At 54.5% G+C, this 15,201-nt stretch carries 10 protein-coding genes; all 10 read left to right on the forward strand.

What is annotated here, in order from left to right; translation table 11 throughout:
* The first annotated feature begins 23 nt into the window (after positions 1–23).
* On the forward strand, positions 24–1,463 hold the full coding sequence (locus tag B088_RS08280; protein ID WP_018106840.1) for a DUF5689 domain-containing protein: 1,440 nt from the start codon (positions 24–26) through the stop codon (positions 1,461–1,463).
* Complete coding sequence (locus B088_RS02560; protein ID WP_245546715.1) at positions 1,447–2,535, forward strand: endonuclease/exonuclease/phosphatase family protein; 1,089 nt, start codon at positions 1,447–1,449, stop codon at positions 2,533–2,535. The genes B088_RS08280 and B088_RS02560 overlap by 17 nt, the downstream gene beginning before the upstream one ends.
* An 861-nt stretch (positions 2,536–3,396) precedes the next feature.
* On the forward strand, positions 3,397–4,962 hold the full coding sequence (locus B088_RS02565; RefSeq protein ID WP_018106842.1) for a type I restriction-modification system subunit M: 1,566 nt from the start codon (positions 3,397–3,399) through the stop codon (positions 4,960–4,962).
* The gene (locus B088_RS08435; protein ID WP_018106843.1) at positions 4,962–6,101 is read left to right on the forward strand and encodes a restriction endonuclease subunit S; all 1,140 of its coding nucleotides are present in this window, start codon (positions 4,962–4,964) and stop codon (positions 6,099–6,101) included. The genes B088_RS02565 and B088_RS08435 overlap by 1 nt, the downstream gene beginning before the upstream one ends.
* 15 nt (positions 6,102–6,116) lie before the next feature.
* The gene (locus B088_RS02575) at positions 6,117–9,305 is read left to right on the forward strand and encodes a type I restriction endonuclease subunit R (RefSeq protein WP_018106844.1); all 3,189 of its coding nucleotides are present in this window, start codon (positions 6,117–6,119) and stop codon (positions 9,303–9,305) included.
* Between the two features lie 837 nt (positions 9,306–10,142).
* Positions 10,143–10,463, forward strand: coding sequence for an FtsB family cell division protein (locus B088_RS02580; RefSeq protein ID WP_038973856.1), 321 nt, complete (start codon positions 10,143–10,145; stop codon positions 10,461–10,463).
* Positions 10,463–10,843 (forward strand): hypothetical protein, encoded by a 381-nt coding sequence (locus B088_RS02585; RefSeq protein WP_018106846.1) that lies wholly within the window; start codon positions 10,463–10,465, stop codon positions 10,841–10,843. The genes B088_RS02580 and B088_RS02585 overlap by 1 nt, the downstream gene beginning before the upstream one ends.
* Complete coding sequence (locus B088_RS02590; RefSeq protein WP_018106847.1) at positions 10,840–11,622, forward strand: polyprenol monophosphomannose synthase; 783 nt, start codon at positions 10,840–10,842, stop codon at positions 11,620–11,622. The genes B088_RS02585 and B088_RS02590 overlap by 4 nt, the downstream gene beginning before the upstream one ends.
* Positions 11,582–12,961 (forward strand): dihydroorotase, encoded by a 1,380-nt coding sequence (locus B088_RS02595; RefSeq protein WP_018106848.1) that lies wholly within the window; start codon positions 11,582–11,584, stop codon positions 12,959–12,961. The genes B088_RS02590 and B088_RS02595 overlap by 41 nt, the downstream gene beginning before the upstream one ends.
* Positions 12,958–15,198 carry a putative porin gene (locus B088_RS02600; protein WP_018106849.1) on the forward strand — a complete coding sequence of 747 codons (2,241 nt, stop codon included), beginning with the start codon at positions 12,958–12,960 and terminating at the stop codon, positions 15,196–15,198. The genes B088_RS02595 and B088_RS02600 overlap by 4 nt, the downstream gene beginning before the upstream one ends.
* Positions 15,199–15,201: the final 3 nt, after the last annotated feature.

Below are 15,201 nucleotides of genomic sequence, written 5' to 3' on the forward strand. Positions count from 1 at the left end.
GACAATCCGAGATACACTACGATATGAAACAAGGACTAAAATTACTGGCACTCGCCGCAGCCGCCATCGTGACGGTCTCGTCCTGTAGCGACCTAAAGTACGACGCACCACTACTCACGGAGCCCAAGGTGGAGGGTCTGACGCCAAACGTCACCATCGCTCAGCTCAAGAAAGAGTACTCCGGCGTCGCCGACCGCTCCTCCATGGAGATCGAGTACGAGTACGTCCTCAGGGCGACCGTATCCGCCAACGACGTCTCCGGGAATATCTATAAGCAGATCTACATCCAGGACGAGACAGGCGGCATAGCCGTGAGCATAGACCAGAATGCCATCGCCGGGACCTACCCCGTCGGTCAGGAGGTCTTCATCGATCTCCACGGGCTTGCGATCAGCATGTATGGCGGACAGCCCTCGATAGCCCACCCGACAGCGGAGAAGAATCGGATCCCCTTCGAGATCATAAAAAAGAAGATGCTGCCCAATGGCTGGCCCAATGCCGACATTGTGCAGCCGAAGACCGTCAGGATCTCTGACCTCTCCGATGACCTCGTCGGTCGCCTGATCCGTATCGATAATGTCTACTTCGAGCAGAAGGGGCAGCCCTTTGCACCGGCTCAGGAGACCGTCAATCGTCTCATCACCGACGGCAAGGGCGCTTCAATCATTGTGCGCAATAGCGGCTACGCTGACTTCGCTGCCGACAAGCTGCCGGAGGGCACTGGCTCCATCGTTGCGATCCTCTCTAAGTTTGGCAACGACTACCAGCTCTTCCTACGCTCTCGCGAGGATGTGATCGGCTTCACTCCCGGCACGACCCCCTCTGATCCCTCCGGCGAGGGGGACACCGAGGAGCCGACACCCGGCACCGGCAGTACGATCCTCGACGCCCCCTTCAGCAAGGATCTCGCGCCCTTCACCCCAGTGAGTGTAAGTGGTGACCAGTCTTGGAGGATCAAGCACCAGAGCAATAAGACCACCGGCGAGGTGTACGACCACTTCGCCGTGATGAGTGGCCACGACGGCACCACCGGACACGCCAATGAGGACTGGCTCATCTCTCCGCTCCTCGATCTGACAGGCGTCACCTCGGCCACCCTCACCCTCAAGCAGGCGATCAACTTTGCCGATCCTGCTACGATCAAGGAGTGCCATCAGCTCCTCGTCTCCACCGACTACAAGTCCGGTGCCCCCTCCTCCGCCACTTGGACACCGGTCACCATCGAGCTGCCCAAGGGGAAGGACTGGAAGTTTATCGACACCACGGTTGACCTCCCCAAGTCAGTCCTCGGTCAGGGTGCCGTCCGCTTTGCCTTCAGGTACACCTCCCCCGACGGTCAGACCTCCTCATGGGAGATCAAGGAGCTCAAGCTGAAGACTGTCGGTGGTGGCAAGGTGATCACCGAGGGCTCCGGCTCTACTATCGACTCCATGAAGACGAAGAATTATGATGTCGCCAACTAAGCCAAGGCTCTCGCTCCTCGCGGGGCTTCTCCTCCTCGTCCTCACCACCTCCTGTGGCTCATCCCGCCACACGAGTGACCGGACGGTTGCGTCGGACACCAAGTATGACGCCTATGCGGTCGCTTTCTACAATGTGGAGAACCTCTTCGACGCTGAGGACGATCCGGAGAACAAGGGGGATGACGAGTTCCTCCCCTCAGGTCCCTACAATTGGACCCGGGCGAAGTATGAGAAGAAGCTCCACAACATCGCCTCTGTGATCTCCAAGCTGGGTCGGGAGGTCACTCCCGCCGGCCCCGCGATCATCGGTCTCGCCGAGGTGGAGAATAAGCGGGTCTGCGATGACCTCGTCGCCCGTCCGGAGATTGCCGATATGGGACTACAGGTGATCGACGTCCCCTCGCCCGACTGGCGAGGCATCGAGACCGCCCTACTCTACAATCCTAAGCTCTTCAAGGTAACCGACTACAAGGCCTACCGCTATCCCGAGGTAGACTTCCGCCCCGGCTACCGCACCCGAGACCAGCTCATCGTCAGCGGGACACTCGCCGGTGAGCCCTTCCACGTGCTGGTCTGCCACTGGCCCTCCCGCTACGGCGGCAAGTCCTCCAGCATCTACCGAGAGACCGCCGCCAAGCTCTCCAAGCACATCGCTGACTCCCTCTATAATGATAATCCCAAGGCAAAGCTCATTATCATGGGCGACCTCAACGACGACCCGGTGGACAATAGCACCGCCAAGGTCCTCGGTGCCAAGCGCACCATCGAGGAGGTGGGTGAGAGAGGATTCTTCAACGCCACCTGGGAGCCCTACGCCCAGGGCATAGGGACACTGACCTATCAGGGGAAATGGAACCTCTTCGACCAGATGATCCTCACCGAGCCACTCCTCGACAGCTCTCGGAAGTCACTTAGCTTCTGGAAGGTGGAGATCTTCAATCGTCCCTTCCTCATCCGGAAGGAGGGCAGCCGCAAGGGCACTCCACACCGCACCTTTGAGGGAAATACCTTCATCGACGGCTACAGCGACCACCTCCCGGTGATCACCTATCTGATCAAGGAGCGACAGTAAGATCTCCCCGGGACTCACCTCAGACAAAAGCCCTCAGGCATGCCATTCATGCCTGAGGGCTTTTTGTATTAGGGCCAGACCCTAGCACTGAATTAGCCCATTGATCTCAGATAAAACTAATACCGGTAATAGATGAGACTAAACCCGCTAATAGTGACGACTAATACCGGGTTTAGAGTCAGCCCATCTCCTCACCCTGACTCCCAGTCTACTGTGACACGCCCCATTTAGCCCCTCCCTCAGCACCGCATACTCGAGAGCATGACACGCTCAGATGGACGTGCAAGAGTGACGTAATTGAGCTTAACAGCTATGCGAAACGTACCTCTTTGAGTGTCTCTCCGCCTATCTCGCTGTCTTATCGGGCGATTCGTGTGAGTCTCGGCTGGATCGGACGACCGCGGGGCACCCCGGAGGGGTGCTTTCTTCATAGCCCGGCGGTCGAGGCACGAAGTGCCAAAGACCCCGGGTTACCTGCGATCTGCCCTATATATACGACCCCGATAGGGTGTCGTTCCCTCTGGCGATCTCTATTACGAGCGACCCCTGGCGAGGTCGAGGAGTTAAAGAGGCTATGCTTTCCCGGGGTCGTCGGGGCTACGCTCCTCCGACCACCGGGCTATGCAGAACTCACCTCTCCGAGGTGCCTCACCTGCTATCCTGCTATGTCCACTGAGGATCTTCCCGAGCGACGCACTCGTGGAGGGGTGCTTCATCCCTGCCTTTTCGCAATGAGCTAAATGGTTTTCTGTACCACTCAAATGCGTCAGCCCTGCATATACCCCCCTGAGGCCTATCGGACAGCAATGATTAAATCTGTAAGTTTGTAGATACTAAGGAAACAGGCAACCAGAGTAGAGAATGGCGAAGAAACAGGGTAAAAAGCAGAAGAGCATCGAGGAGAGCTTATGGGAGTCGGCCAATAAACTACGCGGCTCGGTCGAGCCGTCGGAGTACAAGCATGTGGTGCTGAGTCTTATCTTCCTCAAGTATGCCAATGACTGCTTTATCGAGCGGCGAGAGGAGCTGATAGCTGAGGGCAAGGAGGCGTTTCTAGATCAAGCGGTCTTCTACAACGCCAAGAATGTCTTCTACCTCACTGAGCATAGCCGGTGGAGCTATCTGATGGAGCATGCCAAGCAGGCGGATATCGCCATCAAGATCGATACGGCACTCGCTGACGTGGAGCGAGAGAATGTCTCCCTGAGAGGTGCCCTCCCCTCCAACTACTATTCCAGTCTCGGACTGGATCAGACCAAGCTCTCTGCGCTCCTGGATGAGATCAATAAGATCGACACCCTCAAGGATCGTGAGCACGACCTGATCGGGCGTGTCTACGAGTACTTCCTAAGCAAGTTTGCCATCGCCGAGGGCAAGGGTAAGGGGGAGTACTACACCCCTAAGAGCATCGTCAATCTGATTGCCGAGATGATACAGCCCTACGAGGGGAAGATCTACGACCCCTGCTGCGGCTCGGGAGGTATGTTTGTGCAGAGCATGAAGTTTATCGAGGCACACCATGGGAATAAGAAGAATATCTCAGTCTATGGTCAGGAGTACACCAATACGACTTACAAGCTGGCAAAGATGAACCTCGCCATACGTGGTATCGCCTCCAACCTTGGCGTAGTAGCTGCTGACACCTTCCACAACGACCAGCACAAGGATCTCAAGGCGGACTTCATCATGGCCAATCCTCCATTCAATCAGAAGGCTTGGCGTGCTGAGAGTGAATTAGTGGACGACCCTCGCTGGGCCGGCTACGAGGTGCCGCCCACCAGTAATGCCAATTATGGCTGGATCCTCAATATCGTCTCCAAGCTCTCCGCCAACGGAGTGGCGGGCTTCCTCCTTGCGAATGGAGCCCTCAGCGGTGAGGGCACAGAGCAGGCGATCCGCAAGCAGCTGATAGAGAATAGGCTGGTAGAGGCGATCGTGATACTGCCTCGTAATATGTTCTACTCCACTGATATCAGTGTCACCCTCTGGATACTGAATAAGAATAAGAAGGCACGTACTGTCACCCAAAATGAAGTCCTGGTGAAGTACCGCGATCGGGAGCGAGAGGTTCTCTTTATGGACCTGCGCCAGAGGGGAGAGCCCTTTGAGAAGAAGTACATTCAGTTCTCCCCGGAGCAGATTGCGGAGATAGCTGATGACTTCCACACGTGGCAGCAGGAGGGGGACAAGTCGTACCACGACGTACCAGAGTACTGCTACTCCGCCACTATCGAGGAGATTGCCGAGAGAGGCTACTCCTTAGTGCCGAGTAAGTACATTGAGTTTATCAATCGTGATGAGGGTATCGACTACAATGAGCGACTCCACGAGCTCAATGCCGAGTTGATGCAACTACTAGAGGAGGAGGCAGCTTCACGTAAGGAGCTGATCACCCTAATGTCAAAACTAACCAAAGGAAAGGCATAATGGGGCGATCAAGCTATAAGAGGCTGGGCGACTATATACAGCCGGTCGATATCCGCAACAAAGAGCTCGAGGTCGAGACTCTACTGGGGGTAAGCAATGCGAAAGAGTTCATCCCATCCATTGCCAATACGATCGGCACAGATATGTCCAAATACAAAGTCATAACGAAAGGGCAGTTTGCTTATGTCACTGTCACCTCTCGTAATGGAGATAAGCTCTCTGTCGCTTTAATGCAGGAAGATAAGGCGATCGTATCACAGGCCTATACTGTCTTCGAGGTGGTGGACCAGACTCAGCTTCTGCCTGACTACTTAATGATGTGGTTTAGGCGACCGGAGTTTGATCGCTATGCACGCTTTAAGTCTCACGGTAGTGCCCGAGAGGTTTTTGACTGGGAGGAGATGTGTGAGGTTCGGCTGCCTATCCCTGATATTGAGGTGCAGCGGAAGATTGTGGCTCAATATGAGACGATCACTCGTCGTATCGCCCTGAATGAGCGCATCTGTGCCAACCTCGAAGAGACCGCCCAAGCTCTCTACAACAAGATGTTTGTCCAGGACATTGACCCCGACAACCTCCCCGACGGCTGGCGAATTGACTCTATAGAAAACTGCTCAGAAATAATCACCGCAGGCATTATTCCTAAGTATTCAACGGAGGACAAATGCTTTGTTTTGGGGCAGAGATGTATTCACGATAATTTTGTAGATACTTCCTATGCTAGGAATCATACTCCAAGGAAAGAGTTTATAGAGCTGAGGTACGGAGACATTTTGATCAATTCTACAGGATCTGGAACCTTAGGAAGAAGTGCACAGGTGCATGAACCCCTCGAAGACTTTACGTTTGACTCAAACATGACACTTGTACGACCATTAAAAGACTTTCTAATGGAGTTTTTATGGATTACAATCTCTAAGTTGGAAAACTACTTTGTTCATATATCACAAGGGAGTACTAGTCAAACTCGATTGTACACTTCAATGGTTAGGCCTATTGAGATTGTTATTCCTCCAGAAGATGATTTGAAAGAATACTCTTCAAGGATGAGGTCAATAATCAACTCGATGGTTAGAAGAAAAAGCGAGAATAAGCACCTAGTCTCCTTGAAAGATTTACTCCTAACAAGAATCGCATAAGTCAAGTTTTCTATCATGCCACACTTCAATGAGCACGCCTTAGAGCTGGGGATAATGGAGCTCTTCCAGGAGGAGGGGTATATCTATAGTTGTGGAGACACCATCCATAAGGAGGTGTCGCATGTACTGCTCAGGGACGACCTGAGGAGCTATCTGAGGAGCTGCTATCCGGACCTCTCTCAGCTGGAGGTGGAGCGGGTGATACTGAAGCTAACGGCAAACGAAGGACTCTCAGACTATGAGGAGAATGCTCGTATGATGCGCTTGATAAGCGATGGATTTAGTATTGAGCGAGAGGATAGCAACCAGCCCAATATCCATATACGACCGATAGACTTCGAGAGCGTCCCTAATAACATCTTTAGGATCGTCAATCAGCTGGAGATCGTAGGTCAGGTGCGCCGGATACCGGACGGGGTGGTCTATATCAATGGACTGCCGGTGGTGGTGCTGGAGTTTAAGAGTGCCGTTAAGGAGGACACCACTATCCGTGATGCCTATACACAGCTGACGGTACGCTATCGGAGAGACATCCCTGAGCTATTTAGGTACAACGCCTTTGTGGTCATTAGTGATGGGGTCAATAGCAAGTGTGGCTCTCTCTTCGCTCCTTACGACTACTTCTATGCGTGGCGTAAGGTACAGCCCGACGAGGCGCCAAGAGAGGGGGTGGAGTCGCTCATGACCATGATGCATGGACTATTCCCACGGGAGAGGCTGCTGGATGTGATCCACAACTTCGTCTTCTTCCCCGACAGCTCCAAGAGGGAGGAGAAGATCGTCTGTCGCTATCCTCAGTACTTCGCTGCTCGCAAGCTCTACAGTAACATCCTAGAGCGATCGCGCATCCATGGCGAGGGTGACGGCAAGGGGGGTACCTACTTCGGAGCTACGGGCAGCGGTAAGAGCCTGACCATGCTCTTCCTCACCCGTCTACTGATGCGGAGCAAGGTCTTTGCGAGCCCTACGATCCTACTGATCACAGACCGTACCGACCTGGACGAGCAGCTCTCTAAGCTATTCTTGCAGGCAAAGCACTTTATCGGTGATGACTATGTACGACAGGTGGAGAGCAGAGAGGAGCTGGGGCTACAGCTACGAGGTCGACAGAGCGGAGGCGTTTTCCTCACCACCATCCACAAGTTTACCAAGGAGGCCGGTCTACTCTCCGATCGTGCCAATATCATCTGTATCTCGGACGAGGCACACCGCTCGCAGACCAATCTCCTGGAGCAGGTGGTGCAGACAGAGGAGGGGGTGAAGCGTAGCTTCGGCTTTGCCAGGTACCTGCACGACTCTCTACCGAACGCCACGTATGTGGGCTTTACCGGCACTCCGATAGATGCGACCATTGATGTCTTCGGCAAGGTGGTGGACGCCTATACCATGACAGAATCAGTCGAGGATGGGATCACTCGCCGTATCGTCTATGAGGGAAGAGCAGCGAAGGTACTCCTCGACCAAGAGAAGCTGGATGAGATAGAGAGGTACTATGAGCAGTGCGCTGAGGAGGGGACCAATGAGTATCAGATAGAGGAGAGCAAGAAGGCGGTGACTCGTATGGAGAGTATCCTCGGCAGCCCCAATAGACTACAAGCGGTGGCGGAGGACTTCCTCCGGCACTATGAGGGACGCATCAAAGAGGGTAGCTCGGTCTGCGGGAAGGCGATGATCGTCTGCTCTAACCGGTCTATAGCCTTTGACCTCTATAAGCGGATCGTGGCTCTCCGACCGGAGTGGCTCGAGAAGCGAGGGTCGCAAGCCCGTAAGAGGAGGGAAGTAGGCCTCATCTCCAGTATGCATGTGGCTGATGATCAGATCCCATATGGCGATAAGTCCAAGCCGATAGAGCGGATAAGGCTGGTGATGACCCGCAACAAGGATGATGACAAAGAGCTCTACGACCTGCTGGGTAGTGATGAGGAGCGGAAGGGGCTGGATGAGGAATTTAAGAATCCTGACTCCAACTTCAAGGTGGTGATCGTGGTGGATATGTGGATGACGGGATTTGACGTACCCTGTCTGGATACGATGTACATAGACAAGCCGCTGCAGCAGCACACACTCATACAGACTATCTCGAGGGTAAACCGAGTATTCCCTGGTAAGGAGAAAGGCCTGGTGGTGGACTATATCGGCATCAAGAAGAATATGAACGCAGCTCTGAGCAAGTATGCCGCGAGTGGTGACGATATAGATAGCGTGGAGATGGTGGAGGAGTCGGTCGCCATGGTCAAGGACGAGCTGGACATACTTCGTCGTATGTTTCACGCCTTTGATCGCTCCCCATTTACACACGGCAAGCCACTCGAGCAGCTGCATTGCCTCAATAGGGGTGCTGAGTATATACAAGCGACCAAGGAGCTGGAAACACGCTTCATGGGTCATGTACGGAAAATGAAGTCAGCCTATAGTCTCTGCTCTAATAGCGACGTGATCAGCTATGAGGAGCGGGAGGATATCCACTTCTTCTCCGGAGTGCGCTCTATTATCTACAAGCTGACCAAGGGGGACACGCCAGACCTCTCTCAGATGAATGCTCGGGTCGATAAGATGATAGAGGAGGCACTCCGGTCGGAGGGCGTAGAGGAGATTATCCAGATGGATAGTAAGACGGAGCACCTCGATCTGCTGAGTGAGCAGTATATGGAGCGACTGCAGAAGCTGAAGCTACCTAATATGAAGGTAAAGCTTATGGAGCGACTCCTGAAGACGGTGATCACAGACTTCAAGAAGGTGAATAAGATCAAAGGAGTGGACTTCTCGGAGCGGCTCAACGCACTTGTACAGAAGTACAATAGTCGCAAGGATGATGCGGTCTTCGCCAATGACGTCATCAATGAAGTTGCAGACCAGATGGCACAGCTACTCTCCGAGGTCCATAAGGAGAAGGCATCCTTTAACGACCTGGGGATATCCTATGAGGAGAAAGCTTTTTACGACATTCTGAAAGCGATATCAAGGAAGTTTGGCTTCGAATACCCTGAGGATAAGTTGCTCGCATTGGCTACAAGGATCAAGGCGATCGTCGATGACAAGTCTAAGTACACCGACTGGGCAAATCGCTCCGATATCAAGTCTGAGCTAAAGATGGACCTCATCCTGGTACTTGCCGAGTATGGCTATCCACCTGTAACAAATGATGAAGTATTCAAGGAGATCTTTGAGCAGGCGGAGAACTTCAAGAAGTATAGAGGAGAGTAGCGCCTGATAACGGAAAGCACGCCCCTACTGACTGACCCCGACCGGGGCTGTTCCGTCCCGGTGGTTAGGATTATTTTTGCAGTAAGAGGATCGCAGGAGACTATACGAGACAACGGCTCCTCGTGGGGGTGCTATATTTGCAGCTCCCCTTGGGAGTAAACTATCAGGAGGAAGTCTGGAGGTCAACTGCTCTTGTCGTACACCCGACCGCAAGAAGCTGAGTTCATCTGCCATTCTCAGCGACGAGTCGAGGACCAAGGTTGTGTGCCGGGCGTATGCGGATCCCGCATTCACCTCCCAGGTCCGGCTCGCTGTGCAGGGCTGACGTATTTGAGCATTAAAGCAATGAAGTGATAATCCCTGTCGCTGTGCAATCCCCTTGACTGATCCCTCCCCTGCTGCTACCGACTGCCGATCCCGCAGGGGCAAAGCCCCGGAGGGATCATCGCTGTTTAGCCCGGCGGTCAAGGCACGAAGTGCCGATGACCCCGGGTAAGAAGACGCTCTTTAATATGCACGACCCCGCCAGGGTGTCGCACTTACCAGTCAGGCAATCAGTGCGACACCCTAGCGGGGTCGCCGGGCTAGAGTCTCATCGTAACCCGGAGTCTTCGGGGCTGCGCCCCTCGACATCCGGGCTAAAAAGCGGGCACCCCTATCGGGGTGCTTCGTACCCCACTCTTGCGATGAGTTGAATGACTTATGTATAAGATCAAATGCGTCTGCTCCGGCTCGCTATGGCAGACAGATCCATCAGCGGCATATTATTTAGTACATTTGTAGTCAGTTAGTACTACATTCACTGAACTTGATCGGCTCTTTTATCGGACTACAATTATGTCAGTAAGGGATTTTTGGCAGAGGGTGAGAGACTTCCTGAGCAAGGTTAATCCTCTCTTCCTCATGACTGGTCTATTTGCGGTTGTACTGGTGGTGCCGGGCCAGCACAGCATCTGGTCTCAGATCAAGACCTCCCGGCAGCTCAAGGAGAAGCAAGAGGAGTATCAGTATTATAAGGATGAGATCAAGAAGTCTCAGAAGCACCTCGACGAGATCAAGTACAAGCGTGATATGCTCGAGAAGTATGCGAGAGAGCGCTATCTGATGAAGGAGGAGGATGAGGATCTCTACTTGCTCACAGACCCGGACAAAAAGTAATGACAGACCTACAGAGTGGCGGTCAGAAGGGACCGCACAATACCATCAGCAGCAGCCTCTACCCGGTCGGCTTGATTGCCTGCGCCCTCGGAGCCATCCTCCATATATGGCTTCCCCAGGTAGGCGGCTGGACCCTCTTCGGAGGCGGACTCCTAATCATCATCAGCCACATCGCCGATGCTCGCCGAGTGAGTAACCTCGGCGTACGTGCTAAGCGACTGATGCGGATGAACTTCCTCGGCGCCGCCATGTATATGATCGCCGGGGGCTCCGCCGTCGAGGGCAGGAGCATGTGGATCCTCTTCTTTGTCATAGGCACGGTCTTCGTCGCCTATACGTTTTTTGCCCTCAGTCACACTGATAAAGAGAATAAACTATGACTCGTCAGCTGGTCATCATACCTACCTATAATGAGATAGAGAATATCCGCGCCATCACGGCTGCGGTACTGGAGCTGAGCGATCCCTCCTTCGACATCCTCGTCGTGGACGATGGATCGCCCGACGGCACCGGTGCCGAGGTGACCAAGATTGCGGAGGAGCAGCCGGGTCGGGTCTTCCTGCTCAGCCGCAGCGGTAAGCAGGGACTGGGGACAGCCTACATTGCCGGCTTCAAGTGGGCTCTCGAGCACGACTACGACTACATCCTGGAGATGGATGCCGACTTTAGCCACGACCCCAAGTCTCTCCCTAAGCTCTATGAGGCGTGCCACAGCGGAGGGGCTGACGTGGCGGTGGGGTCGAGGTACCTGACCGGAATCAATGTGGTCAATTGGCCCCTCGGTCGTGTGCTGATGAGCTACTTCGCCTCCCTCTACGTCCGTACGGTGACGAGGATGAAGGTCTATGACGCCACGGCGGGCTTTGTCTGCTACCGTGCCGAGGTGCTTCGGACGATCGACCTGGACAAGATCCACTTCAAGGGGTACGCCTTCCAGATCGAGATGAAGTACACCGCGACGCTCTGTGGCTTCAAGATACAGGAGGTGCCGATCATCTTCGTGAATAGGCGACTTGGTGTCAGCAAGATGAGCTCCGGGATCTTTGGCGAAGCCTTTTTCGGTGTGCTGAAGATGCGCTACTGGTCACTCACCCATAAGATACCCAAGACTACAGGATATGAGAAGAGACGAGAAGAGACTACTAATCCACAACGCTGAGATCGTCAATGAGGGCGAGTCCTTCCGCGGCTCTATCCTCATCACCGGGGAGCGCATCACGGATATCATCCGCGAGGATGAGCCCCTACCCTCTGCCGACGAGACCATCGAGGCGGAGGGGCTGCTCTGTCTGCCGGGAGTAATCGATATGCATGTCCACTTCCGGGAGCCGGGACTGACCGCCAAGGGCTCGATCACCTCAGAGAGCGGTGCCGCTCTACTGGGAGGGGTCACCTCCTATGCGGAGATGCCCAATACCCTCCCGCAGACCATCACACTGGAGACCTGGGAGGATAAGATGAGACGTGCCGAGGAGGAGTCGATGGGGAATTACTCCTTTATGTTCGGCGCTACGAATGAGAATGTCGACCTGCTCTCAAGACTTGATCTGAAGCACACCCCGGGGGTGAAGGTCTTTATGGGCTCCAGCACCGGCAATATGCTGGTCGACGCTCCGGAGACACTGCGGCGTATCTTTGCGGAGTGTCCTACACTGATCTGCATCCATAGCGAGGATGAGAGAATCATCCGGGCCAATAAGGCGAAGTATACGGCACTATACGGAGACGACCCGGAGGTAAAGTTTCATCCCCTCATCAGGAGTCGCGAGGCGTGCTATGAGTGCAGTAGGCGAGCTGTTGCCATGGCAGAGGAGACAGGGGCGAGACTTCATATTCTCCACCTCTCCACGGAGGACGAGCTGTCACTGCTGAAGTCTCGCACGACAGAGGGATTTAGGAGCAAACGGATCACCGGTGAGGTCTGCGTGCACTACCTCTGGTTCACCGACAAGGACTACGAGCGACTTGGGGCAAGGGTAAAGTGGAATCCCGCCATCAAGACCGAGCGCGATCGAGCTGCCCTGAGAGCCGCCATCAATAGCGGCCTCGTCGATGTGGTTTCGACTGACCACTCTCCCCACCTGCCGGAGGAGAAGGTGGGTGGCGCACTCGGTGCCAAGAGCGGTGGACCGCTGGTGCAGTTTTCCCTACCCCTTATGCTGGAGCTTGTCCAGGAGGGAGTCTTCCCGATCGAGCGGGTTGTGGAGTACATGGCGCACAATCCCGCCCTACTCTACGGCATCGAGGAGCGAGGATTTATCCGCAAGGGCTACTATGCCGATCTGGTGCTGGTAGACCCTCATAAGAGTACCACGGTGACGAAGGAGGTGATCCGGAGCAAGTGCGGCTGGAGCCCCTTCGAGGGAGAGACCTTCCACACCAGCGTGGTCGGGACGATACTCAATGGAGCTCCGGTGGTGAGAGGAGGAGTGCTCGATGAAGAGCTAGCTCTCCACTCAAAGAGAGCTCTCACCTTTGGCAACCGTCTTACGAGATGAGCCGGAGAAGCCTCTTACATACCCTTGCAGTCTGCTGCCTGCTGCTCCTCTCCGGCGGAAAGGCACTGGGACAGATCGACATAGACAAGCAACTTCGGGATCGTATCATTGCCCCGGACTCATTGCTCAATGACGACACCGATGCCGATCGACATGGGACGCTCGAGAGTTACTATCTGACCGGTCGCACGGGAGACCTAAGACCGGCACCCCTTGATACCCTCAAGCTTAATTCGTTCCGACGGGAGCACATCGAGGGCAGGAGCATCGCAGAGAGCTACTTAGGCACCTATGCAGGGCCCTACCAGTCCAAGGTCTACTTCGATCAGCCGATCGACCAGTGGGGAGACTTCTACTACCTGGCGCCCTACTTCCACCTCCTCCGGAGAGGGACCATGGCGAGGTACTTCGACACAAAGGTTCCCTACACATTCCTCAGTGTGCAGAAGCTGGGCGGATCCAACGAACTGGAGCAACTTCTCCATGCCCTCTTTACGACAAACCTTGGTCCCAATGTCAATCTCGGCGGTGAGGCAGAGATAGACAAGGCCAATGGGGTGTACAATAACACCGCATCGCAGGCGCTTACGTACCGCATCTTTGGCTCCTACACCAAGGGGCGGTATGAGCTCTTTGCCGAGGTGGGGAATACTAACGTCATCAATCAGGAGAATGGCGGCATCACCGACATGAGGTATATCTCCAATGTGGAGGAGATAGCCGGCGGACGACGCACGCTCCTTCCGCGTGACATCCCGACTCGATATAAGTCCACCTGGAACTCCGCCTCCTATGGTCGCGGTCGGCTCCACCATCGGTACCGTCTCGGACGCTATCGCGAGTACGACAAGGACGGCAAGCTGATCGAAGCCCCGAAGACTCCTCTGAAGGACGAGGTGGCCAAGCAGGACTCTCTGCCGGCAGCTCTGGAAGTGGCAGCACTACCGGACTCTCTGGCAGCGCCAGCAGAGGTGCCTAAGGAGCAGAAGATACTAAGGAGAAGTGCACCACCGAAGGATACTGGAGACGAAGACAACAACGAGGAGAAAGACGAAGTAGTGAAGAAGGTCTTTATCCCTGTCACATCGATCTTCCATGACCTGACGATCGAGCGAGGCGGTCACGAATTTGTCTCACAAGACCCTGCCCTACTTGATCGATTCAAGGAGAAGTACATCCCCAAGCAGGAGGGGATGAAGTACTATCCCTACGACCGCTTCAGCAGCTCTACCATATCCAATACCGTGGGCGTAGAGCTGATGGAGGGCTTCCATAAGTGGGCGAAGATGGGCATCAGCGCTTTTGCCTCCTTCGACTACCAGATCAATAAGCAGCCACTCATCCTGCCGGAGGATGCTGAGCGACTGGACCTCCCTTACGAGGAGCAGGGGTCCAAGCTCCACTCCACCCTTGTCGGGGGGAGGATCAAGAGCGACTCCTTTAAGCACCTGAAGTGGTATGTGCAGGGGCATGTGGGGATCGAGGGCTATCGCGCCGGGGAGATCGATGTGAGGGGTAACGTGGATCTGAGGATGAAGCTGCTCAAGCGGGACGTGATCCTGAGTGGGAATGGACTCTTTCTCAATACGGTGCCGCCCTACTTTTTGGAGCACTTCAAGAGTACATTCCACGCCTGGGACAGGGATCTGAAGAACACTCAGCGGCTTAGACTCGGAGCTGACCTCACTATCCCTGCGACAGAGTCCCACCTCTTTGTACGAGCTGAGACGATCCAGCAGCCCTACCAAGTTGACTCAGTGTCCTATCAGCCGATCCAGCATGAGGGCAACGTACGAGTGATCAGCGCCGGCTTCGACCAAGCACTTCGGTGGAGATTTGTCAATCTCGAGACCTCCTTCGTCTGGCAGAGCAGCAGCGACAGCTACGTGATCCCGATGCCGAAGTTTGCTGCGTATGCCAATCTCTACTTCAGCGGACTGATCGCCAAGGTGATGACACTACAGGTGGGTGTGGATGCCAAGTGGCACAGCAAGTATATGGCGCCCTACTACGAGCCGACGACGCAGATGTTTACGCCACAGGATAAGATCCTTATCGGGGGAGATGCCCCGATGATGACAGCGTATGCCAATTTTCATCTCAAGCGCGCACGCGTCTTCGTGAGATATTATAATGTCGGTGCACAGCTATTTAAGCCCAATCACTTTACTATGCCCTACTACCCAACCTACCCCTCTCAGGTACAGTTTGGAGTGGTCGTGGACCTGAAGAATTGATGC

The organism is Porphyromonas bennonis DSM 23058 = JCM 16335 (assembly GCF_000375645.1).
Classification (GTDB): domain Bacteria; phylum Bacteroidota; class Bacteroidia; order Bacteroidales; family Porphyromonadaceae; genus Porphyromonas_A; species Porphyromonas_A bennonis.